The organism is Lysinibacillus sp. NPDC092081 (assembly GCF_044755845.1).
GTDB lineage: Bacteria > Bacillota > Bacilli > Bacillales_A > Planococcaceae > Lysinibacillus.
The window spans coordinates 123,776-146,498 of sequence record NZ_JBIVRU010000007.1 but is presented as its reverse complement, the minus strand read 5'-3'; the positions used below and the strand labels follow the sequence as shown (position 1 = coordinate 146,498).

General features: G+C 33.8%; 15 protein-coding genes and 4 pseudogenes. 12 read left to right on the top strand and 7 right to left on the bottom strand.

The features are described 5' to 3' along the window. Positions 1-723: 723 nt before the first annotated feature. Both ACIQLB_RS13005 and ACIQLB_RS13000 read right to left on the bottom strand, forming a co-directional pair. Positions 724-1,104: pseudogene (locus tag ACIQLB_RS13005) on the bottom strand (hypothetical protein); the annotation flags it as partial. Positions 1,105-1,386: 282 nt separating this feature from the next. Next, positions 1,387-2,682 carry an MFS transporter gene (locus ACIQLB_RS13000; RefSeq protein ID WP_400726192.1) on the bottom strand — a complete coding sequence of 432 codons (1,296 nt, stop codon included), beginning with the start codon at positions 2,680-2,682 and terminating at the stop codon, positions 1,387-1,389. Between the two features lie 99 nt (positions 2,683-2,781). On the opposite strand from ACIQLB_RS13000, the gene ACIQLB_RS12995 reads away from it, so the two are divergent. The 6 genes from ACIQLB_RS12995 to ACIQLB_RS12970 all read left to right on the top strand — a co-directional run bounded on the left by ACIQLB_RS12995 (position 2,782) and on the right by ACIQLB_RS12970 (position 12,578). Beyond that, positions 2,782-4,122, top strand: coding sequence for an ABC transporter substrate-binding protein (locus ACIQLB_RS12995; protein WP_400726189.1), 1,341 nt, complete (start codon positions 2,782-2,784; stop codon positions 4,120-4,122). A 1,143-nt stretch (positions 4,123-5,265) separates the two neighbouring features. Further along, the gene (isdC, locus tag ACIQLB_RS12990) at positions 5,266-5,901 is read left to right on the top strand and encodes a heme uptake protein IsdC (RefSeq protein ID WP_400726186.1); all 636 of its coding nucleotides are present in this window, start codon (positions 5,266-5,268) and stop codon (positions 5,899-5,901) included. A 107-nt stretch (positions 5,902-6,008) separates the two neighbouring features. Next, positions 6,009-6,902 (top strand): heme ABC transporter substrate-binding protein IsdE, encoded by an 894-nt coding sequence (gene isdE / locus ACIQLB_RS12985; protein WP_400726290.1) that lies wholly within the window; start codon positions 6,009-6,011, stop codon positions 6,900-6,902. A 21-nt stretch (positions 6,903-6,923) separates the two neighbouring features. After that, positions 6,924-7,892 carry a FecCD family ABC transporter permease gene (locus ACIQLB_RS12980; protein WP_400726184.1) on the top strand — a complete coding sequence of 323 codons (969 nt, stop codon included), beginning with the start codon at positions 6,924-6,926 and terminating at the stop codon, positions 7,890-7,892. Between the two features lie 15 nt (positions 7,893-7,907). Then, positions 7,908-8,678: an ABC transporter ATP-binding protein gene (locus ACIQLB_RS12975; protein ID WP_400726181.1), complete on the top strand. Its 771-nt coding sequence runs from the start codon at positions 7,908-7,910 to the stop codon at positions 8,676-8,678. A gap of 381 nt (positions 8,679-9,059) precedes the next feature. After that, a complete protein-coding gene (locus tag ACIQLB_RS12970; protein WP_400726178.1) occupies positions 9,060-12,578 on the top strand; it encodes an NEAT domain-containing protein in 3,519 nt (1,172 codons plus the stop codon). A gap of 665 nt (positions 12,579-13,243) precedes the next feature. Here the strand turns inward: ACIQLB_RS12970 and ACIQLB_RS12965 are convergent. Then, positions 13,244-13,570, bottom strand: a complete 327-nt coding sequence (locus ACIQLB_RS12965; RefSeq protein WP_400726176.1) for an antibiotic biosynthesis monooxygenase — start codon at positions 13,568-13,570, stop codon at positions 13,244-13,246. Between the two features lie 210 nt (positions 13,571-13,780). Here ACIQLB_RS12965 and ACIQLB_RS12960 point away from each other — a divergent pair, with 210 nt between their 5' ends. The 4 genes from ACIQLB_RS12960 to ACIQLB_RS12945 all read left to right on the top strand — a co-directional run bounded on the left by ACIQLB_RS12960 (position 13,781) and on the right by ACIQLB_RS12945 (position 17,722). After that, positions 13,781-14,755, top strand: a complete 975-nt coding sequence (locus ACIQLB_RS12960) for an ABC transporter substrate-binding protein (protein ID WP_400726173.1) — start codon at positions 13,781-13,783, stop codon at positions 14,753-14,755. 23 nt (positions 14,756-14,778) lie between these two features. Continuing rightward, entirely contained in the window at positions 14,779-15,807 is a 1,029-nt protein-coding gene (locus ACIQLB_RS12955; protein WP_400726171.1) for a FecCD family ABC transporter permease, read from the top strand. After that, entirely contained in the window at positions 15,794-16,585 is a 792-nt protein-coding gene (locus ACIQLB_RS12950; protein WP_400726169.1) for an ABC transporter ATP-binding protein, read from the top strand. The genes ACIQLB_RS12955 and ACIQLB_RS12950 overlap by 14 nt, the downstream gene beginning before the upstream one ends. Before the next feature lie 222 nt (positions 16,586-16,807). After that, positions 16,808-17,722 (top strand): ferrochelatase, encoded by a 915-nt coding sequence (locus tag ACIQLB_RS12945; RefSeq protein WP_400726166.1) that lies wholly within the window; start codon positions 16,808-16,810, stop codon positions 17,720-17,722. Positions 17,723-18,035: 313 nt separating this feature from the next. On the opposite strand, the pseudogene ACIQLB_RS12940 reads toward ACIQLB_RS12945, so the two are convergent. Continuing rightward, positions 18,036-18,962 (bottom strand): annotated as a pseudogene (locus ACIQLB_RS12940) (IS30 family transposase). Between the two features lie 168 nt (positions 18,963-19,130). On the opposite strand from ACIQLB_RS12940, the pseudogene ACIQLB_RS12935 reads away from it, so the two are divergent. Beyond that, positions 19,131-20,193: pseudogene (locus tag ACIQLB_RS12935) on the top strand (M42 family metallopeptidase). Positions 20,194-20,265: 72 nt separating this feature from the next. Here ACIQLB_RS12935 and ACIQLB_RS12930 read toward each other — a convergent pair. The 3 genes and pseudogenes from ACIQLB_RS12930 to ACIQLB_RS12920 form a co-directional block, all read right to left on the bottom strand. Beyond that, on the bottom strand, positions 20,266-20,649 hold the full coding sequence (locus tag ACIQLB_RS12930) for a 4'-phosphopantetheinyl transferase family protein (protein ID WP_400726163.1): 384 nt from the start codon (positions 20,647-20,649) through the stop codon (positions 20,266-20,268). 27 nt (positions 20,650-20,676) lie between these two features. Beyond that, positions 20,677-20,931: pseudogene (locus ACIQLB_RS12925) on the bottom strand (4'-phosphopantetheinyl transferase family protein); the annotation flags it as partial. 46 nt (positions 20,932-20,977) lie between these two features. Next, on the bottom strand, positions 20,978-21,937 hold the full coding sequence (locus tag ACIQLB_RS12920) for a helix-turn-helix transcriptional regulator (protein WP_400726161.1): 960 nt from the start codon (positions 21,935-21,937) through the stop codon (positions 20,978-20,980). Between the two features lie 171 nt (positions 21,938-22,108). On the opposite strand from ACIQLB_RS12920, the gene ACIQLB_RS12915 reads away from it, so the two are divergent. Continuing rightward, positions 22,109-22,717 (top strand): MptD family putative ECF transporter S component, encoded by a 609-nt coding sequence (locus tag ACIQLB_RS12915; protein WP_400726158.1) that lies wholly within the window; start codon positions 22,109-22,111, stop codon positions 22,715-22,717. Positions 22,718-22,723: the final 6 nt, after the last annotated feature.

Sequence of the window (22,723 nt, the reverse complement as noted above, 5' to 3'; positions counted from 1 at the left end):
TTTGGATAGTCATAATCGGAGTATCTTTGATAATTAGTTAAATCAGTGATGTTTTAATTGCAAGAGCCTCTGAGGTGCTCTCTCAGATAGGGTAAGCTATGCAATATTCTCTTTAGCTGGAGGTCTATATCCTTAATTCTAGAAAAGCTTGAGATAAGTTATATGACATTAAAGTTTTTAATGGTTACTAAACAACAACACTTGGAAGAGTTTCAAAGTAACCAATGGCGTTACAAAGTTTGGTTATAAGTGAAATGAAACCATTCCTAAAATTCATTAGATTCTTAGGGTGAGATGATTTCTTATTGGGTATTTATATTATTATGACTATGAAGATTGTGAAGAAATGTACTTAAACTCCCATGAAAGAACTTAATCATCTTTCATTTTCTGTGGTGAAGAGCTGATTTTTGCGCTACATGGATGGCTAACGGGGCATTTTGTTGAAGATGAAAAGAGTATTTTTAGGCACATATTGAGCCAAATGTCGAAATGGAAATTGTTTATATAATAGCGATTTGAGGGTTATATTTTAACAAGAGGTAAGTGAACAAAATAGTTAAGGTAGCTTGCTTTTATAAACGCCTACCTCCTATGATCACATTTATTGTAACTTGCTTTGTAGACTTCTATAAACATTAATTAATTCATCGCATGCAATTTTATTTTTGATAAAAATATACTTAATTGAGATCAACGATTTTCAAGGCTAGGGATATTAACCACAGCAGGTGATGGCCAAAAGAACCACGAAATAAACATCATTAACAAACCAATCGTCCAGTAAGCAAGTGCAGGTGTTTTAATGATTTTTGTAAAAGGAGCAATCATGACCTTATTAATACCAGAAATCATCATAACCCGACTCATGGCAACGATAATAGAAATAATAAGAATGATCGATAACAGCTCTGTAATGGCATAAATAAAACTGTTAAAAACGCCACTAATGGACGCAGTTAAATCACCTGTCGCAAAGATTGCTAGCATGAAGATGCCTAGTACACAAATGAGGGTGGTATCGCGACGTTCAACCATAAAGCCGATGATAAGGACAATAAAAACAACGTAAATCCAATGGAGAGCAGTAAATTCAATCCCCATACGTTTCCCCCTCAATATTCGATCTGATTCTATTGAATATGAAGGGGAAAAAAGTTGGTGGTGGGGGTGAATAAATATTTATTACCTGTTGCAATAAGAGCACTTTTTAAACAACAGCAACAATAAATCAAATGAAATCAAAAAGATCAATACATAATAAGAAACAATGTTGCAATATTATTAATTAGTCCAAGTTCGCAACATTGTTTCTTTACAATTTCGAATTGCTTGATTTAGTTTAAATTAAAATTTGAGTATATTTTACATAGTATATGTTATATGTTATATGTTTTTCTTTTGTACCGCTGTCTTTTTTTCGGGATTTTGGGGAGCTAGTATGGTGAATCCTTTCAATGAAACAGTTGTAACACTTGTTAAAATTATTAATAACATACCAGTTAATAAGAATAGGCTAGTGGATCCGATATATTCTCCTATTAATCCAGCAATAAAATAACCAATTATTGAAACTAATTTAATTGATGCATTTGTTGCGGAATAAACCCTACCTCGAATAGTATTCGTTGTATGTTCTGCGTAGTAAGCTGATACAGGTGTCATAGCACCACTAGATGTGAGTCCTGCAAAGAAAAAGATGATACAAGTGAATATAAAATTTGGTTCAAAAAATATCATTAATAAAAATAAACCTTGTAGGATTAATCCTACATTAATTAAATATCTACGATCTAGTTGTTTTTCATAATATCCAATTAACCAAGTACCTAGTATTAATCCTATGGAAAACATAGCCATTACTAAACCATACACTGGATCACTGTCTTGCGAATTCAATACCAAACTATTTTTAACATAAAGTAATGCTCCTACTGTAGTAAATGAACTGACTAATCCTTTTAGAAGGTTAATAGCTGTAACATATTTTAATACTTTGTTTTTAATTAGTTCAGCGACTCCTTTTTTAAAATCAAAGAAAAACGTTCTTTTTTGTTTATCCTTCTTATCAATCTTCTTGTTTTTTTCAAAAGTGTATTGGATAAACATCGAACAGATTACTGAGATTGAAAATGTAGCACTGTCAATAATAAATGCTGTGTGTAGTCCTATAAGTCCTATTAAAGAAGCAGCGATTAAGGGACCGATTACTTGAACTATTTGAAATCCTACATGCGAAAGTCCAATTGCTTTTACATATAGATTTTTTTCAACAATTTCTGGTATGAGAGCTGATCTTGCTGGTGCAAAAATGGCTGCAAACGCTTGTGTTAAAAAGCAAATAGTATAAATAATAATTAAATTTTCAGTGAAGAATAAACATAAAATTAAAAAGAATCTAATAAAATCAGTAGCAATTACGACATATTTTTTATTTATTTTATCAATGAATACACCTACGAGTGGTCCAATAAGTATCCAAGGAATCGCTTCTAAAATGAATGCAATTGTAAGGCTTATAGCAGATTCTGTTAATTTGAAAATTAGCAAAGGTAACGCTATTAAACTTATAGCATCACCTAATTGTGATATTAATTGTCCTGACCAAAGATAAATGTAATTTCGATTTTTAAAAACATCACGATAATAAATATTTTTCGTTTCCCCATTAATGTTCACCATATTCTCCAGCTCCTTTTAAAATGGTTATTTTTTATTTCTCAAACATTGCCGTTTTCTTATGATCCAATTAAATGTTTCGATTTATTAACAGCTAACGTATTGAATAATATTTCTGAAGGTTTAGTTAAACTAGATATGGAGAAATTTCAGCCAAAACCAGCTATAGCATCAAATTGGGAAGAGATTGAAAAAGATAAAGAATATATTTTTTCGATTAGAAGTAATGCATATTTTTCAAATGGAGACAGGATATTAAATGAAGACATTGTCTATTCTTTAGAAAGGATTCTTGCTTTAAATTCAATTGAAATTACAACAATAGACTTAAATAATAGAAAAATAAAAATTTCATTATCTGAAAAATTGGATAATTTTATTTCTTATTTAGGAACACCTAGATTTTCTATAGTAAAAAAGGGAACTTATGAATTTGAAGGAGATAATACCTTTCCTTCATGTTTTTCTGGGACTTTTAAAATTAAATATGTAGATTCAAAAATATTAGTCTTAGAAAAAAATCCATATCATCGGTTATTTGATGAAATAGAATTGGATAAGGTAACATTTATAAAAATAACTAATGCATTAGAAAGGTTAAATTTCTTTCAAACTGAATCACAGAATGATGATAATCAAATAAATTATTATTTTTTGAATCATGGTCCAGTATCAATGTATGAAGAGTTGAAAGGAATGGAAGAACTTAATCCTACTCCTGTTATGGGAACCATAGTTCTAACTTTAAACCATGAAAATGAGTTATTAAGAAATATAAATGTTAGGAAAATGATCTCTTTAGCAATTGATAGAGAAGAGCTAATTAGAAAAACAGAGCCATACTTAAAGCCAGCATACTCTTTGATACCAAAAAACATTATTGATTCAAAGGCTGAATTTATAAATGATTTAATACAAATTCCAATTGTTTCAAGTAGTTTCGATGAGGTATTAGAGGAAAATAATTTAAATAGAAGTTCACTCACACTCATTGTGATAAATCATGAACATCAAATTTTAAAGGCTAGGTTGATAAAACAACAATTAAAACAACAGCTTAATTTAGACATTATTGTGAAACCTTTAGATTGGGGAAATTACGTAACTGCAATTGATGAGCAAAACTATGATATGTTATGCGAAACTTGGAACTCTGAAATTGGTGATATTGCTTCTTATCTTTTCCCTTTAACTAGTGGCAATACGTTCAATACTTCTAATTACAATAACCCTAAATTTGAAAGCTTGTTGATGGAAGGCATAAATACTGAGGATAATATGTTAAAACTACAAAAATACCAAAATGCAGAACAGATTCTATTAGATGATATGGTAGTTGTTCCCCTTTTCTTTGAAACTCATTTTTCATTTTTTGATAAAAAAATAAAATCTATTAAGTTATCTAAAAATGGCATTCTTGAAGTTGAAAGCATTCATATATAAATTTTCTTGAAAGGAGGTAAAGCTTTATGAACAAAATGGTAACGGAAAAAGAGTTTAATGAGAAATTAAAAAACAGAATCTTGAAAATGAAAATCTGCCACACGAAATTAAAAAACCAAAAAAAATAACGAAAGTAGTTACTTCTCGACAAGTTTCTGAGTGGTAATTCAAATGATTAATCCAAACAAAAAGACACTATCAATTTGAAGAAGATGCTGTTTGTATTTTTACAGACAGCATTTTTCTTACCCCATTGATCTGGGTAACTTTCATAAATAATCTTTAATCAGTTATTACACTCTGATAAGAATCAGATAATTCCAATTTAATGAGACCTTCGTACATTTGCTTGTTTGTTTGACGCTTCTTTTTCTTTAGCTTTGCATCTTACTCTAACCAATCACCGACGATTTCTCCCCATTTTCCATCATACATCATACCTTTTTTCTACGGTGTTTTGACTTCAGGTAGTTGCTCCTCATCACCATACTTCTTGCCTGTACTCCAATTAATTGCTAATGACCGGCGTTTTAATGATTTTGTAAAAGGAGCAATCTTCTATTATTATTCGTATGAAATCTCCAAAAAAGCTTATTCACACATTAATTTCTAATTCGAGATTTGAGGCAAGACAACTATCTGATACTGTGCTGAAGATTATTTGGATGACCATGGAGAAAACGGACCAGAAGAGGTTGGAAGAAGAGCTTTTGAGACCCTTTGAAATGATTTGAAAAATGGAGAGTATCTTGAGCTAGATAGTGTTCAAGTAGGGTACTCTTCAAGAATACTGAAGAAGATTATAATAGAAGGAAATGTGATAAATGTGGTGGGGTGGGGTCCTAGTAGGATTTTACCAAGAATGCAAATGAGAGCGTTATCTCGACTCACAATCTGTTGTTATTTCTTCTTTGAAGTCCTACTTAAAATTTGTTTAGGAAAAATAATGTATTTTATATTAGTATTGACAAATTAATATATGCATACTATCATTTACATATTGATAATGATTATCATTATCAATATGTCGAACACGCAGAATAAAAAGGGGTATTTTTTAATATCCCTTTTTATTTATAAAATGTTGATAATGATTATCAATTGAAAGGAGGTCTTACTATCAAAAAGTTATTTTTAGTTTCAATGTTAGTAGCATTATTAACAATTTTCATTACACCAAATTTATATGCATTTGCTGCACTTGTAGATGGGAAATACACAATCAATTATCAAGTGAATAAACCAGATTCTACATCTGCTTCAATGGCAAATGATTACTTTTTGAAGCCTGGGACAATTATTGTTAAGAATGGCTCTTCGGTAATACAGCTGAAGTTGAAAAATAGTTCGTGGATGACGAAATTTGAATCGAGTACAGGTGGTAATAAAGTTATTAGTGAAAATAAGGCAGAGGATACACGTATCGTCCAATTTGCACTTCCTTCTCATACATCACCGACTGCTGTTGCGATGAAGGTGGATATTGATGACTTGAATTACCATCATGAATACACAGTAGATTTTGTTTGGGATGCGGCGTCATTGAAAAATGAAGATGGTAGTGCAGTAGTAGCTACAACAGAACAAAATAAAAGTAACACTAACAAGACTATAAAAACAGATAATACCGGTGAAACAAATACTTCGTCAGTTAAAGAAAAAGAAACAAATCCTCAGACAAGTGATGCTTTTCCACTAGGTTTACTTTTATTGTTCTGTGTTAGTGGATTTATCTTATTTAATTTTAAAAAACGTATAAAGGAAGAAGAAATCATTTAAAATATTTCGGAAGCACCCTCATCTACTTCACTTGGTAGGAGTAGGGTGTTTTTTAAAAGGAGTGAATGAACATAGAGAAAATCAAAAATTCGAAAGTATATACTAGAATGTTACATATTGTAGGGTTATATATTATTTGTATCATTCTTTCAGCATGCAGCAATTCAAATAGGGAAGATGAAAATAAGGTGCAAGAAAAAAATAATGAAAGCCATTCAGCAATACGAGATGAAATTCGAATTATTCCAACGACAGTTGCAGTTACTCAAATTTTAGATGCACTGAATTTAGATGCTATTGCTATTCCCACGACTTCATATGATTTGCCAAAACGATTTGAGGGTTTACCCGAAATTGGTAATCCGATGTCACCAGATATGGAAATTGTAAAATATTTGAATCCAACAGAGGTTTTCTCAGTGACAACTTTGGAGGCAGATTTAAAAAAGACATTCGAGGAAGTAGGTATCCATGCTTCATTTATAAATTTACAGAGTATTGATAATATGAAAGCTTCCATTGTAGAGATTGGTGAAAAATATGATCGTACTGCTGAGGCAACTAAGCTAGTGTCGGAGCTTGAAGGAAAGATTACAGCCGTTCGAATGAAGGCGGAATTAAATGAATCACCTAAAGTTTTAATTTTACTAGGTATTCCAGGTAGCTATTTGGTGGCAACAGAAAATTCATATATTGGAGACTTAGTGAGAATGGCTGGAGGTCAAAATGTGATGAACGGTCAAGAGCCTGAGTATTTACCGTCTAATACGGAGTTTTTACAACAAAGTAATCCGGATATTATTATTCGTCTGTCACATGGGATGCCCGAACAAGTTGTGGAAATGTTTGATAAGGAATTTGTTACGAATGATATTTGGAAGCATTTTGATGCAGTGAAAAATGGACGTGTGTATGATTTAGAAGAGCCGTTATTTGGAACCACAGCAACGCTTGCAGTACCTCAAGCTCTAGAAGAACTTATTAACATTATGTACCCATAATGAGAAATGTAGAGGACTTAGATGAATAAAAAAATAAGTAGTTTTTTAGTTGTAAGTATATTACTTTTAGTTGTTATTATATATTCGGCAATTACTGGATCTATTAAAATGGATATGATGGAATTTATTAGGGCTTTTTTTGGTGAAGAAAATCCAAACTACACAGTTATTAAAGATTTACGTTTCCCACGGATTATAGTCGCTATATTTGCAGGGGCATCTTTGTCAGTTGCCGGCGTGTTATTGCAGGCAGTTATGCGTAATCCATTAGCTGATGCAGGTGTAATTGGAATTTCAGCAGGGGCATCATTTGTACAATTATTTGTCATTACATTATTTCCAATGATGTTTTTCTTTACACCATTATTGGCTTTTTTTGGAGGAGCATTTGCTTGTTTTTTAGTATTTATGTTGTCATGGAAGTCAGGCTTAAATCCTTTGAAAATTATTTTAGTAGGTATTGCGATTAATGCGATGTTTACTGGTCTAACAGAAGCATTTGTTACGGTATGTAGCTATATGAAGGTTATGGTTGGTGGTGTAGGGGGCTCTAATTTATCAATGCGTACTTGGAGTGATGTTAGTTTAATATCATTTTACGGTGTGATTGGTTTAATAGCCTCTCTACTACTAGCTTCTTGGTGTAATTTATTGACTTTGCAAGACAAAACGGCAAAGAGTTTAGGCTTTAATGTAACACGTGCACGACTGATTATTGCTGCAATAGCGGTATTACTTGCGGCTATTTCAACTGCTACAGCAGGAGTTATTGCATTTGTCGGGTTATTAATTCCGCATATTTCAAGAAGGTTAGTAGGTTCAGACCATAAATTGTTAATTCCATTCTCGGCATTAGCTGGCGCCTTGCTGATTTTGACTGCAGATACGCTAGGCAGAATATTAGTTTCACCGTTAGAAATTCCAGCATCAACAATAATGGCTATAATTGGTGGACCGTTCTTAATCTTCTTAATTCGAAAAGATAAGTAAAAAGAGGTGTGTATATTGAAAGTTTCTCAAATTAAACTATCTTATGATCAGAAGAAAAATCATTTAGATGGGGTTACGACAAGTATTGAAAAGGGGAAAATCACGACGATTATTGGCCCGAATGGTTGTGGTAAATCCACATTACTAAGTGTCATTTCACGTAATAATTCGCCACAACAAGGGTCGGTAACGTTAGAACAGAAAGATATAATGGCATACAAGGCAAGGGAATTTGCGAAAAAACTAGCAATTGTTTATCAACAAAATACAGTGCCGCAAGATATCACAATTGAAAAACTAGTTTCTTATGGACGGGTACCCCATCAACAATTGATGAAAAAAAATGTTGAAGAAGATGAGGCGGCAGTAGATTGGGCACTTACAGCTACAAATTTAGTACAGAAACGTACATGTAAATTGGATGCATTATCGGGTGGAGAACGTCAGCGTGTTTGGATTGCCATGGCACTTGCTCAAAAATCGTCCATTCTTTGTTTAGATGAGCCAACAACATATTTAGATATTTTTTATCAAATCGAATTATTGGAGTTAGTGAAGAAATTAAACGAAGAAAATTCTTTAACAATTGTGATGGTATTGCACGATATTAATCAAGCAATTAAATATAGTGATCATATAATTTTGATGAAAGACGGTAAAATATTATGTGAAGGCTCACCTTCAGAAACAGTAACAGAAGAACGTATGAAAGAAGTGTATGATGTAGAAGTCATCATTCAAACACATGAAAGTGTGGGTACGTATATGATTCCAGTAAGGATTTAGGGAAATATTTTAGGCATATTTGAAATTTCTTAGATTTAATTAAGTTAAATTATTAATAGTTTTTATACTTACGGTGTGTGACATTTCGATGTCCGTACTTTTTTAGGATAATTGACACAAAAAATAGCTCGCAACATATTTTAACTTTCTTGACAATAATAGTGTGTGGGTTATAATAAATGAGAATGAGAATCATAATCAATTAAAGAGAATTGTATACTTTAAAACATCCATGTAATTAATAGATGTTTTTCTTTTATCCTTAATTGAGAATGATAATCATTTGAGTCTAGGGGTAGTACTAATAAATCTTTTAATACATAAAGGAGGTAGAAACGCACAGGATAGGTCAAAATAATTAAAAATTCAGGAGGTAGAGTAGTGAAGAAATTTTTACAATATGTAGCAATGGCAATTCTGATTTTAGGTACAATATTACCTAGCTTTGGAATGGAAGTAAAGGCGGAGGAGAATACCGAAGCTAACTGCACAATTAACTATTCATCAAATATCAAAATTCTCAACGAGCAACAAACAGCAGATTCAATGATGAATAGCTATGTTCAAAAGGAAGCTACTGTTCAACAAAAAGATGGTCAATATACGGTAGATATTACTGTGCCAAAAGCATATACAACGTGGTATCAGGGTTTTAAAGTTGAATCAGGTGGCGGATTAAAAGAAGCTATTGGAAAAACAAAAGACATAAATGGCAACGATATTTACACATTCGTAGTCGACCAATATGAGCAAACAATAAAAGCATGGGTTGATGTTAACATTCCAGAGCTATCTTACGTTCATAATTATATTATTTATCTAGAAATTTCAAATGTTGAGGAGACTAACCGAGTTTGTGAAGAAGTACCAGAGCAGCCAGAGCAGCCAAAGCAACCAGAAGAAAATACAGATGAAGTTATCACAAAAAACGTTCCCTTCACATTTTTAACAAATAATAAGACATTTGATACGTATTTTAAAAGCTATATTAACTATGCTGATTTAGCAACTGTTGGTGAAGAAAAATATGCATATATTAAACTAACAGGTCACACATATGCATTTACTACACTAAAAGAAGGCAATGAAAACGGAGAAGACGTAAAAATCGTAAGCTCTGAAGGAGAAGGAAATTCATTAGTACGCGTCATAAAAGTAAAATTAGACGCTAATTTAAAGGCTACAGTAATTATGTCAGGTGAAAAATATCCAGCAACGCTGTTTACATTTGATTTTACACCGGTAAAAGAAACAGGTGTTTATTTACCTAAGCATTTCAACACGAACAATCAAGTAATTGAGTTTGGATTGACTCCTGTCAACTCGGGTGCACCAGCTCATACAATAATCTCATCACTTTTAGGACAAGCATATGCAATAAAAACAGCAGACAATAAAATTGCTGTAACAATGAATTTAGTTGTAAATGATACGACGAAGAGCTTTTCTGTAAAACAAGGAAATAAAACAGTTGCAGAATGGACAGTAGGAAGCACGAGAAATGTAATTAAATTTACAGTAGATTCATTAGAAAATTTAGCTTTCACGTTAACAACTGAGCGAAATGGGACTGCTTCAACAATGAGTACGACAGTTGAAAAAGTACTATTAACTGGTGAAATTGCTAAGCAAGAGGAGAGTAATTCAGAAGGAAATACCAACGGCAGTGAATCAGGTTCTGGGGAGAACAATAACAATTCAAATACCGATGGCAATAACAATTCTAACACTGAAAACACTGAACAATCAACTAATGGGCTGTATACAGTGAACTTTACGTTCTTAAATGAATCAGGTACTGGTAGTTCTATTATGAACACATATGTAAATAGCCAAGCGTATGTAGTGAAAAATGGTTCTTCATATCAAGTTCAATTAACATTAAAAAATAGTTCATGGATTACTGGATTTACAGTGAATGGTGCAACACCTAGTACGATTAGCGACACAAATGATGTACGAGTAGTTCAATTTACAGTATCAAGTTTAGCTGCGCTTCAAAATGCATGGGTAAAAGTAGATATTGGGGATCTTAACTATCATCATGACTATAATATTCTTTTAAAATTTGATGAAGCTTCACTTTCAAAGATTAATGGTAGCACAACATTCCCGAATACAGGTGGATCAACTGATAGTGGTTCAACGCAATCAACTAATGGGCTATATACAGTGAACTTTACGTTCTTAAATGAATCAGGTACTGGTAGTTCTATTATGAACACATATGTAAATAGCCAAGCGTATGTAGTGAAAAATGGTTCTTCATATCAAGTTCAATTAACATTAAAAAATAGTTCTTGGATTACTGGATTTATAGTGAATGGTGCAACACCTAGTACGATTAGCGACACAAATGATGTACGAGTAGTTCAATTTACAGTATCAAGTTTAGCTGCGCTTCAAAATGCGTGGGTAAAAGTAGATATTGGGGATCTTAACTATCATCATGACTATAATATTCTTTTAAAATTTGATGAAGCTTCACTTTCAAAGATTAATGGTAGCACAACATTTCCGAATACAGGTGGATCAACAAGTGGTGGTTCAACTAATAATGGCACAAATATAGATGGGACTACAGGGAACTTTAGTCAAGAGGGAATAGTTAGATTTGAATTTGCAAAAAATGCAAAAGAGATAACTGTATTCCTACAAAAAGCAAAAACAGTATTTGAAGATAACAAATACAAAGTTACTCTTTCATTAAATATTGAAAATAACTTACAGAATTTTATTGTGAAACAGAATGGTAAAGAGATTGCAAAATGGTCGAATAAAGTAGCTTCATTAGTACCTATTGCAATTGCAAAAACAGCAACACTTTCATTTGAAACTGATACACTAGATAACCTTGTTTTTGAAGCCGCAACGACGGATAAGGCAATTTCCACAAATGTAACAGCAACGACGACAAAGACAAATGAAAAGAATACTCGTCAGTCAATTACGTATAAAATGAAGGCTGATCCAAACGGTAATATGGCTGATTTTATTACAAACTACCTAGCACCATACTTCACGAAAGCTGAATTAGTTACGATTGACGGTAAACGTTACATTGAAATGACACTAATTGGTAAGGCTTATGGCTTTGAAACGCTTGCTTATATTGATGGAAATGGTAAGCAACAAAATATTGAAGTGATTAGTTCTACAGGTGAAACAATGGATCAAGTACGTGTTGTACGTCTACCATTAGTTCGAGATAGCAATGGCGTAACGAAAATATTTGTCGATTCAGGGAGCTTAGGGTATGGCGCGTACACATTATTCTTTACGTTTGATGTGCCAGCTTTAGAGGAAGAAACAAATAACTCTATTAATTCCAATAACTCTACTGATAATATTAAAAATCCTTTTACAGATATCGATAATGTATTCAGTAAGGATGAAATTTTAGCTTTATACGCTGCTGGGATTACAACAGGTACAACAGCAACAACATTTAGTCCGAATAAAAATATAACTCGTGCACAATTTGCAGTGATGATTGCTCGAGCTCTAAATATTCAATCAGCTAAAGAAACTGCATTTACGGATGTTAAAGGTAAATGGTATGAAAATGAAGTACAAGCACTTGCAGAGGTCGGTATTGTAACAGGTGTAAATTCAACAACATTTAACCCAACGGCAAATATTACACGTCAGCAAGCAGCAGCAATGATATTACGTATGCTTGAATATAAAGGCTATAAAGTAACAGTTGATAAAAATGCTTTTTCGTACAAAGATGCTAGTAAAGTATTTGACTACGCAAAGCAAGCAGTATCGGAATTACAAGCACAAGACATCATGACAGGGTCTAATGGTTATTTAAACCCACAAAATAATTTAACACGTGCTCAAATGGCGAAAATTTTAAAACGATCACTAGAATTAGTAAATTTAATTGATTAATGATTAAAGTAAGGTACTATTACTATCCCATAAACCCTTTTTAAAAGTTGGATGAGGTGACTACGCTTTGTTGTGCTCCTGGAAGTATTCAGCTCAAGATATTGCCATAGGAGTCTTGCACCCGTTGCCTCATCCAATAAAAAATGCAATTCAAGTTGAATTTGAATTGCATTTTTTAAAATTTTTAAACAGCCTATTTTTTTGTGAATTTGGAAAAACCTAAAATCGTACACATAAATTCAAGCGTGTACTTTTCTTGGTTAAGTTTATGGAAAATGCATGTGAGAAATAATTTTTTTATTTGCACCTGTGAAGAGAAGCGTTCTAAACACAAAATTTGACCAATAAGATATCTTGCAAAAGTTGAAAAACGCTTAATTTATTTTGAAATCTTAAGTCCATCAATACTTAAGTAACGCTCAGTTAAAACTGTGTCTTTAAAGAAGGATTCATAATATCTATTGTAGATGGGTTTTATAAGAGAATTTTAAAAGCGTTCTTAAACGCATCGAGTTAGGATATTAGGCCTGTAAACCCGATAAATAACGTCTGAGAACGTGTAGTTATGATTCTTGTATTTTTACTGACATGTGTAATGTTAATCTCAAAGATTTGATTTAGACATTGGAACATCTTCAGCCTTTTAAGAGATTCATATACTGATATTACTTTACTAAAGTAGCAGCAATTTCAGAAATAACAACTCGGTTACCTATTATTGGAGACGATTCGTTGTTTTCTTTGTTACCGATTGCTTCACGGCGGTGTAAATTTTTAAAGTCATCAGATTCGCGCCAAGCTTTGAATTGCTCGACTGTATCCCAGAACATCATAACGTTCATTTCATCGTGATCTTCTGGTTCTGAGCAAACGTTCACTTCAACTTTATTAAATCCTTCCCAGTTCAATAAAGTTTTATCAGATATAAATAATGGTGCCATTTTATTAGCAACGCCTTTTTTTACTAAAAAACGGTTAGTAACTGTAATCATTTATAATTACCCCTTTATGATGTTTTAATTGATATTGATTATCATTATCAATTAAAACATACATTAATTGGCTGTGCAATAAAAAAATATAAAAAAACAATAAAAAACCGTTTGTTGACAATCATTGTTATTTAAAATAGAATCATAAACAATCATATGAGAATGATTATCAATTATAATTTTTAATAAAAAGAAAAGGTTGGTAGTAAAATGAAAAAGTTAAAATTTTTATTAATAGGTGCTTTAGCATTATCATTAGCAGCATGTGGAGAGGAAAGCAAAACAGCAGATGTTAATACTTCAGCAGACCAAGTAGAAATGGAACAACAAACACTTAAAAATGGGGGAACGGTAACATTAATAGATGACCTTGGAAATAAGCATGAGTTTGAAGCAACGCCGGGGTCAGTTGCAACGTTAAATCCAGGAATGATGGATATTTTGCTTGAGTTAGGTGCAAACGTTACTGGTCGCCCAACGATTACATCCGATATGGAGAAAGAAGTAAAAGCTATTCAAGAGATAGGTAACCCACATGAACCATCATTTGAGCAAATTGCTGCATTGAATGCGGAAATACTTATTGTGCCTCCAAGCTTTCAGCAGTTCGCTACAACGGTAGAAGCAACAGGTACGGAAATTGTCTATTCAAACATGAATTCAATAGATAATATTAAAAAAACGATTAAAAAGTATGGTGCGTTATTTAATAACACAGCAACAGCAGAAAAATTAGTTGCACAAATTGATGAGAAAATTGCAGAAGGTGCTACAAAATCAACGTTAGATGCTCTAATAGTTTACGGAGCACCAGGTACATATTTAGCTGCGCTTGATAATTCGTTATACGGAGATATTTTAAATAATGCAGGTGGTAAAAATATCGCAGCTGATTTACCAGCGACAGATAAATATCCAACTTACGCAAATTTAAGTGTAGAGAAAATTGTTGAGCGTAACCCAAAAGTCATCATGTTAATTACACACGCGAATCCAGCAACAGTAAAAGAAGGTTTTGAAAAACAATTGAAAGAAAATGCAGCATGGAAAAATCTTGATGCAGTAAAAAATAATCAAATCATCATTTTACCAGCAGAATTGTTTGACAATCCTGGCACGCAAGTCGTAGAAGCCATTGACTATATGCGTGGCGTTTTAAAGACAGCTGAAGAAGCAGTGAAATAATTTTTTATAGTGGGGAAATAACAATGATAGCAGAAGAGAAAAAATATGCACACCCTCTTGCTAAGAAACGAAGAATGGCGCTAATTGTATTACCAATACTCTTAGTCATAGTGAGTGTCAGTAGCCTTATGATAGGGCAGGTTTCGTTTTCAGTAAGTGAAGTGTTTAGTGGGATTTTTAGTTCAGAAGATACAATGGCACGACGAATCGTATGGGAAATCCGTATGCCCCGTATATTAACGGGTATCATTGTTGGTGTTTGTTTGGCTATTGCAGGTTCGATTTTACAAGGTGTCATGCAAAATCCATTAGCTGATCCGGGGGTTATTGGGATTACTTCTGGTGCTGGAATTATGGCTGTAGCAGTTATGGTTGTGTTTCCTGGCTATACTATCTATTTACCTATTGCAGCTTTTTTAGGTGCTTTTGTAGCTGCAATGATTGTATATTCATTATCGGTGAAAAAAGGCGGTACATCCCCAATGCGAATTATTTTAGTAGGGGTAGCCATTAATGCACTTTGCGGTGCAGGAACAAATGCACTAATGATTCTTTATAGCGATCGTGTACAATCTGTACTGCCATGGTTGTCTGGAGGTTTAACAGGTATTGGTTGGGTGCAATTTGATATGATTATTTACTATGTCATTGTAGCAATTATATTATCAATTTTTGCAATCAAGCATATTCGTATAATGCGTCTAGGAGATGAAATGGCAAGTCTTTTAGGACACAATGTTGAACGAAGTCGATTCTTTTTAATTGTATTGAGTACGTTATTAGCAGGGATTGCAGTAAGTGTTGCTGGTTTAATTGGTTTTGTTGGTTTAGTTGTACCGCATATTTTACGACTGATTATCGGTGGAGATCATAAGTATTTATTACCAGTTTCAGCATTGGCTGGTGGCTTACTTGTTGTTTTCGCTGATACAATTGCGAGAACCGTATTTGATCCTATTGAGGTTCCTGTTGGTATTTTATTAGCATTCATCGGAGGACCATATTTCCTCTATTTAATTCATAGAAAGGGGAATTCCATTGCTACGAACTGAGCACATTAATTATCAACATGAGTTTACCAATTTCCAGTTAGATGATATTACCTTGAAAATTAATGAAGGAGAAGTTGTTAGTTTAATAGGACCGAATGGCTCGGGGAAATCAACCTTATTACGTGTGATATCACGTCTTTTAAAACCGAATAGTGGTACAGTATATTTAGATGAGCGAAACATTCATGAAATGAAGTCTAAAGAAGTGGCTAAAACACTAACGATGCTCCCACAAATGAATAGTCATCAATTAGATTTAACTGTGCGTGAGTTAGTAGAGTTTGGGCGTCATCCGCATAGCGGAGGGAAAACAGTCCTGAAAAAAGAGGATATAGAAATTGTCGATTGGGCAATTGACGTAACTGGGTTGAAACACTTACAAAACCGGGTATTGCCTTCGATGTCTGGAGGAGAACGCCAACGTGCTTGGATTGCAATGACTGTAGCACAGCATCCCAAAGTGTTGCTACTAGATGAACCAACAACATATCTAGATATTGCACACCAATTAGAAGTGATGGAGCTCGTAAAAGAGTTAAATCATAAATACAAGATGACCGTTATAATGGTGTTACATGATATTAACCAAGCTGCACAAAATAGCGAACGTCTGATTGTACTAAAGAAAGGGAAAATACATTATGATGGTTCACCACATCGTGTATTATGTAAAGAAATGTTCCAATCAATTTTTGAAATTGATGCTGAAATTTATATGCAAGGTGGAAATCCAATCTTTACCCCGGTAAAATTGTGCTCAAGTCCTCCTTGTAAATAATGTGTTTCCTACGATCATAGGATGTTTCTATATAGAAATAGTATCCTAAAATCTATTGAACAACTGCAACAAACATCACCTGAATTAAAGTAAAAGCTATTTTAGACAGGTTTATATCCACGAATATAAACGCTACACTAAACAATATTTTTAGTTTATTAAGATGGAATCGAAAAAAAGCTTAAAAATCAACTTATTACAATGAAGTAAAGGAGCATATAAATGATTGGTATAATTTATTACGCGTATGGAGCACCGAAATCTTTAGACGATGTTACACCCTATTTTTCACATATTATGAACGGTAAAACGCCACCACCCCAAATGATTGATAAAATTACAGCACAATTTAAAAAATTAGGTGGTGTTGATCCATTAGCAGCAAATACCAGCCGTATCGCTAAAGGGTTGGAACATGCTTTACAGCACCGCTTAACACAAACTGTAAAAGTATATAACGCATACAAGCATACTGAACCTTACATTCCAGAGGTTGTTGATACAATGCTTGAAGACGGAATCACAACATTCATTACGCTACCTGTGAATCCAATTATGTCTTTGACAGGTGCTGGCGCGTTTTATGATGAAGTAAGTGCGTTACTAGCTTCTCATGATGTTACTGTCATTCATGCGAAAAGTTGGCATTTAAACTCTGAATTACTGGCTGTCTATAAAGATCGCATTCAACGTGCTTACGAATGGATTCCTGCTGAAAAACGAGCTCAGACTCATGTTTTATATACTGTGCATAGTCAGCCAATTAATCCTGAACGTAACGAAATATACGTACGTCAGTTTTCCGAATTATCAGAAGCCATTTCAAAAGCTGCTCAAATAGACAACTGGCATATTACATATCGAAGTGGTCATGGTAAAGTTGACTGGCTTGGCCCAGATGTAAAAGAGATGATTTATACATTATATGAAGAGGGGGCTCAAGGTTTCGTCACATGTGAACTTCTTTCGCTTTCTGCAGATATTGAGTCCTATTTTGAAATCGGAATTGACTGTCTGAAAATTTGTGAAGGATTTCAAGTTGACTTTGCCCAAGCAGAATTTCCAGGTGATAGCTACGATACTATTCAAGCTTTAGCTGCCATTGTCGAATCATTTATTCCAGCAGAAATGCGGTGAAAAGCCCGATCACGTCTGACAGCTGCTTACGAGACCGAAGCAAAAGTAAACAATCATCATTTTTACTCGGGGTACGAAGCGCTCTTGAGGATGTAATGCTTAGCCTAGACGAGATAAAAATGCCCTAGTTTAAAAATGGAGTCCTCCTGTGTGATGATGAGTCAATTGCCGTTGACACTCATGTATCATACAAGAGGACTTTTTTAAACTATATAAAAAATGGTAAACCAGAAATATAAAATGTACCCTATAAGATAGACACTTTTAAAAAGGTTATCTTATAGGGTATTTTTGTTTATAATGAGATGATTTGTCAAATTAAGTGCAACAGTTGCTCATTAAAAGCCTCGTTTACAGTTTTCCAACCAAGACATTTTCTTGGTCGGTTGTTGATATAGTTTAATGCCTCTGTTAGTTCTTCTGGTGATACTTCATCGAAATTTGTTTGCTTAGGGAAAAACTCGCGAAGTAACCCATTTCCATTTTCGTTACTTCCACGTTACCAAGAAGAATAGGCGTCCGCAAAATAAACATCAATTTTTAAGTCTTTTTCTAACACTTTATAGTAGCTAAATTCTTTACCTCTGTCTGTTGTGGCTGTTTTTATAGTGCCTTTTGGTAATTTAGTATGAAGTAGACGTACTGCTCTTTCCATTGATTGAGCTGAGCGATCCGGTATCAAAAAACCAACATACCACCGTGTCATTCGCTCAATAAATGTTGCTACACAACCTTTTGCTTTCCCACGTCCAGATACAACTGTATCTAACTCCCAATGTCCAAAGGTTTCACGTTTACGCACTTCTTTTGGGCGTTTAGAAATTGGTGTACCAATGTTAAATCTTCCTCTTGTTTCGCGGGGCTTCTGGCGCTTTCCTTTTTGACGGAGAACGGTTATAGGCACTTCTAAAATCCAGCGATAGATGGTTTTAAAACTCAGCTGTCCTTGATACAAGCGGGCGACAATTTGTTCAGGCGACCAAGTATCCCGCAACTTTTCTTGAACAGCTTCTTTTACTTCTGGCGTACATTTTGACTTGGCACCACAGTTGGATTTATTTTGGTGATAACGTACTTGCGCTTCGTTAGCCGTGCTACCGGCGTGAAGGCGTTTTATTTCTCTGGAAATCGTAGAAGGTTGACGATTTAAGAGTTTCGCTATTTTACGAATCGGATAATCAAGTTCCAGGTATGTTTCTATTTTTACACGTTCTGATATGGTAAGATGGGTATAGCTCATAATGATTCCTCCATTTGAATGTTGGTGTGGTAACTACATTCTACAAGAGGTCGTTATGGGCTTCCTTTATATTGACTTCTGGGTGTTGCACTTAATATTACAATCCGTCATATAAAAAAGCTGTAGTGTCGTCACTTGCTACTGAAAACAAATGAACAATATGAAGACATTGTCCATCAAGATTTAACAGATGCGAATGGTATTGCAGGTAATGAACGTGCCACCACGCGAGGTCATGAAAAAATACATTGGTCCATATGCAGACTTAGTTGAGACAGATAATTTAGGTAGCGTCATTGCTAAAAAAAGTTGGCGATGAAAATGGTCCAAAAATCATGGTTGCAGTCCACTTAGATGAAGTAGGCTTCATGGTTACTCAAATCGATGACAAGGGCTTTATCAAGTTCCAAACTGTAGGCGGCTGGTGGGGCCAGGTTATGCTTGCACAACGTGTCACAATTACAACACGTAAAGGCGATGAAATTATTGGGGTTATTGGTTCAAAGCCTCCTCATATTTTACCAGTAGATGTGCGTAACAAAGTAGTAGACATTAAAGATATGTTTATTGATGTCGGTGCAGCTTCAAAAGATGAAGTGCTTGAATGGGGCGTACGTCCTGGCGATATGGTAACACCATATTTCGAATTCAATGTGATGAAAAACGAAAAATACTTATTAGCAAAAGCATGAGATAACCGCATTGGTTGTGCAATTGCCATTGATGTTATGAAAGCATTGCAAAATGAAAAGCATCCTAACATCCTTTATTTTGTAGGGAATGTCCAAGAGGAGGTAGGGCTTCGTGGTGCGAAAACTGCTACGCATAAGATCCAACCAGATATTGGCTTTGCTGTCGGTGTAGGTGTAGCAGGAGACACACCAGAACTGCTAAAGAATCAACTAGTAAAATGGGCGCAGGTCCACCAATTGTTGTTTACGATGCATCAATGGTATCACACCGTGGCTTACGTGAATTCGTATTAGATGTGGCTGATGAGCACAATATTCCATATCAATTCGAAGCAATGGCTGGTGGCGGTACAGACGCTGGTTCTATCCACGTAACTGCAAATGGTATACCTGCACTATCAATCGGCATTGCAACACGTTACATCCATTCACATGCAGGTATTTTACATCGTGATGATTATGATAATGCTGTAAAATTAATGGTGGAAGTTATTAAAAAATTAGACCGTGATGCAGTGAATAAAATTATTTTTGACTAAGAAAAGTAAAACAACCCTCAAACGAATAAAGTTTGAGGGTTGTTTTATTATATGAAAAATAAATCATTCATCTTATTGCTGAAAAAAAGTTGCAATAGTATGTAAAGAAATTTGTTCAATAGCATTCGCTTCAATTTGCTCATTGGAACAGCAAGCTATAGAATACTGCTGTTCAACACGGGTGCTTAAAAAATATAGAGAATCCAATTGGTTTGTAGAATATAAATGAATGCCACCACCATTAATTTTAAAAAAGAAGGATTGAAGTGGCAAAGACAAGCCTACACCACAATATTTAATATAGGCTTCCTTCAATGTCCATAGTTTATAAAAATAATCTAATTGATTTCTGTCAGATAAAACTATTAAATCTTGATATTCCTCTGGAGCAAAAATATGTTGAGCGAGGTTGAGATCCAGTATTTTTTGCTTTTCAATATCGACGCCGATTTCCATATTACTGATACCACAAAGAACATAATTTCCTGAATGTGAAATATTAAAAAAGGCGTAAGGTAGATTTTTTACATATGGTTTACCATATGGATTAATGTCAAATTCAATAGCTGATGGGGCTATATTAAAATTTGTTGAAATTAAATATCTAGCTAGTATGTCAGCTAATAAACCTCTCTTATAGTCATCTTTGAAATGGAATCGCTGAAGTTTATTCTGTTTGTCATTTGAAATGAAAGCTGTAAGTTTTGAATGGTATTTATCGAAATACGAATCTGTAATGGACAGTAGAGCAAGTTTTATGATGATCAGTAACCCCCTTTTATGTTTAACCTCTAAATATTTGCTGCCTATATTCCTTTGGTGTTAAATCGGCATAGCGTTTAAATAACTCTGAAAATCTACCTGCACTTTGATAGCCTACTGTTCGAGCAATTTCGTTAATAGGGAGCTCTGTATGAGCTAGTAATTTCTCAGCCTGATGAACACGTTGTTTTTGAATATACTCGGTAATTGTGCAATGATACACTTCTTTAAATAATTTTTTTAATTTTGTAGCACCCATGCAAGCAATTTTAGTTAAATGATCTAAAGTTAGTTGTAGGGCGTAGTACTTTTCTATATGAGTGGCTACATGTTCAATTTGGTGAATATCTTCTTTAGAAATTTGTGAGCAATGACAAGTTTCATTGAAAAGTACACGTTCCATTATAAGGGCTAATGCTTCATATACTTTCCCTTCATAAAAAAGTGCAGAGGTCAGATCAGCACCACGATAAGCCGCTATTTGTCGAAGTAGGATTACCATTTCTGGAAAAGTAGCTGTGGCTTTTAGTGTTGTTAATGCTTGACGTGGATTCACATATTTTTCACCATATTTATGTGCTAGGAATTGATCACAAAAAATAGGGGTAAACTCAATACCGATTGATTGTACTGGAATGTTTTTATGAATAATAGCGCTATATTTTTCTCCTTTTCCCCAATAACTTTTAATATAACCTGGCTTTAATGGATGGTAAGGGTTAAGCTCCTCACCTGAAATAGATTCATAGTATGTGACGGTTAAAAGTTCAGGCATTGTTAATTCTAACTGATAATCCTCAAAAAAATAAAAATCATGAATGAGAATAGAAAACATTTCCTCAAAATGGTATATCCAATAATAACCTTTACCTAAAGTTGGATCGATTGTATATGTAGTACCTACTGAGTTATATTTGCTCATTTGGTCAAATTTTGAAAAACCATTTTCTAATAACAGAGGTTTAAAATGATGAGATGTCATCTGATTTCTCCTTTCCTCAATTAGACTTTCCTCTTCCTTGATTGGACGTAAACGTAGTGTAGTTATTTTTTTATGCACTACTATTTATTATAATAGATAATGATAATCATTATCAATAAAATATAAGAAAATATAGTAATAATTACTACAAAAAGGAAGGTGGATGTAGATATGTATTCTCAAACAATGCAGCAAAAATCTCTAACTATTAAAGATTTAATTACAATCGGTATTTTCTCAGCACTGTTCTTTATATTCATGATGATTGGATCAGCCTTTTTTGCTCCCAATCCTGTATTAACGTTTTTAATGCCAGCTGGCGCAGCTCTATTAACGGGACCTATTTATTTATTAATGATTGCTAAAGTACCAAAATTTGGTCCTATTCTTATTTTAGGAATATTGTTAGCGATTATTACATTTGTTACAGGGATGTACTGGTTATGGTCATTAGCTTGTATAGGAGTAGCTATAATTGGTGAATTAATAGCAGCGATTGGTAAGTATAAAAATATTTCAATAAATATATTAAGCTATATTGTTTTTGCACTTCATCCAATGGGTTCTTACGTAATGTTGTGGTTTAATCAACAAGCGTATAAGGAGTATTTGGTAGGTCAAGGAACAGAACAAGCTTATATGGATACGATGTTAACAACTGCCCAAAATTGGATGTTACCAACAATGTTTGTTGGCACAATGCTATGCGCTTTGATCAGCGGTTTATTGGGAAAAAAATTATTGAGAAAACAGTTTGAAAAATCAGGAGTGCTTGCATAGGTAGGG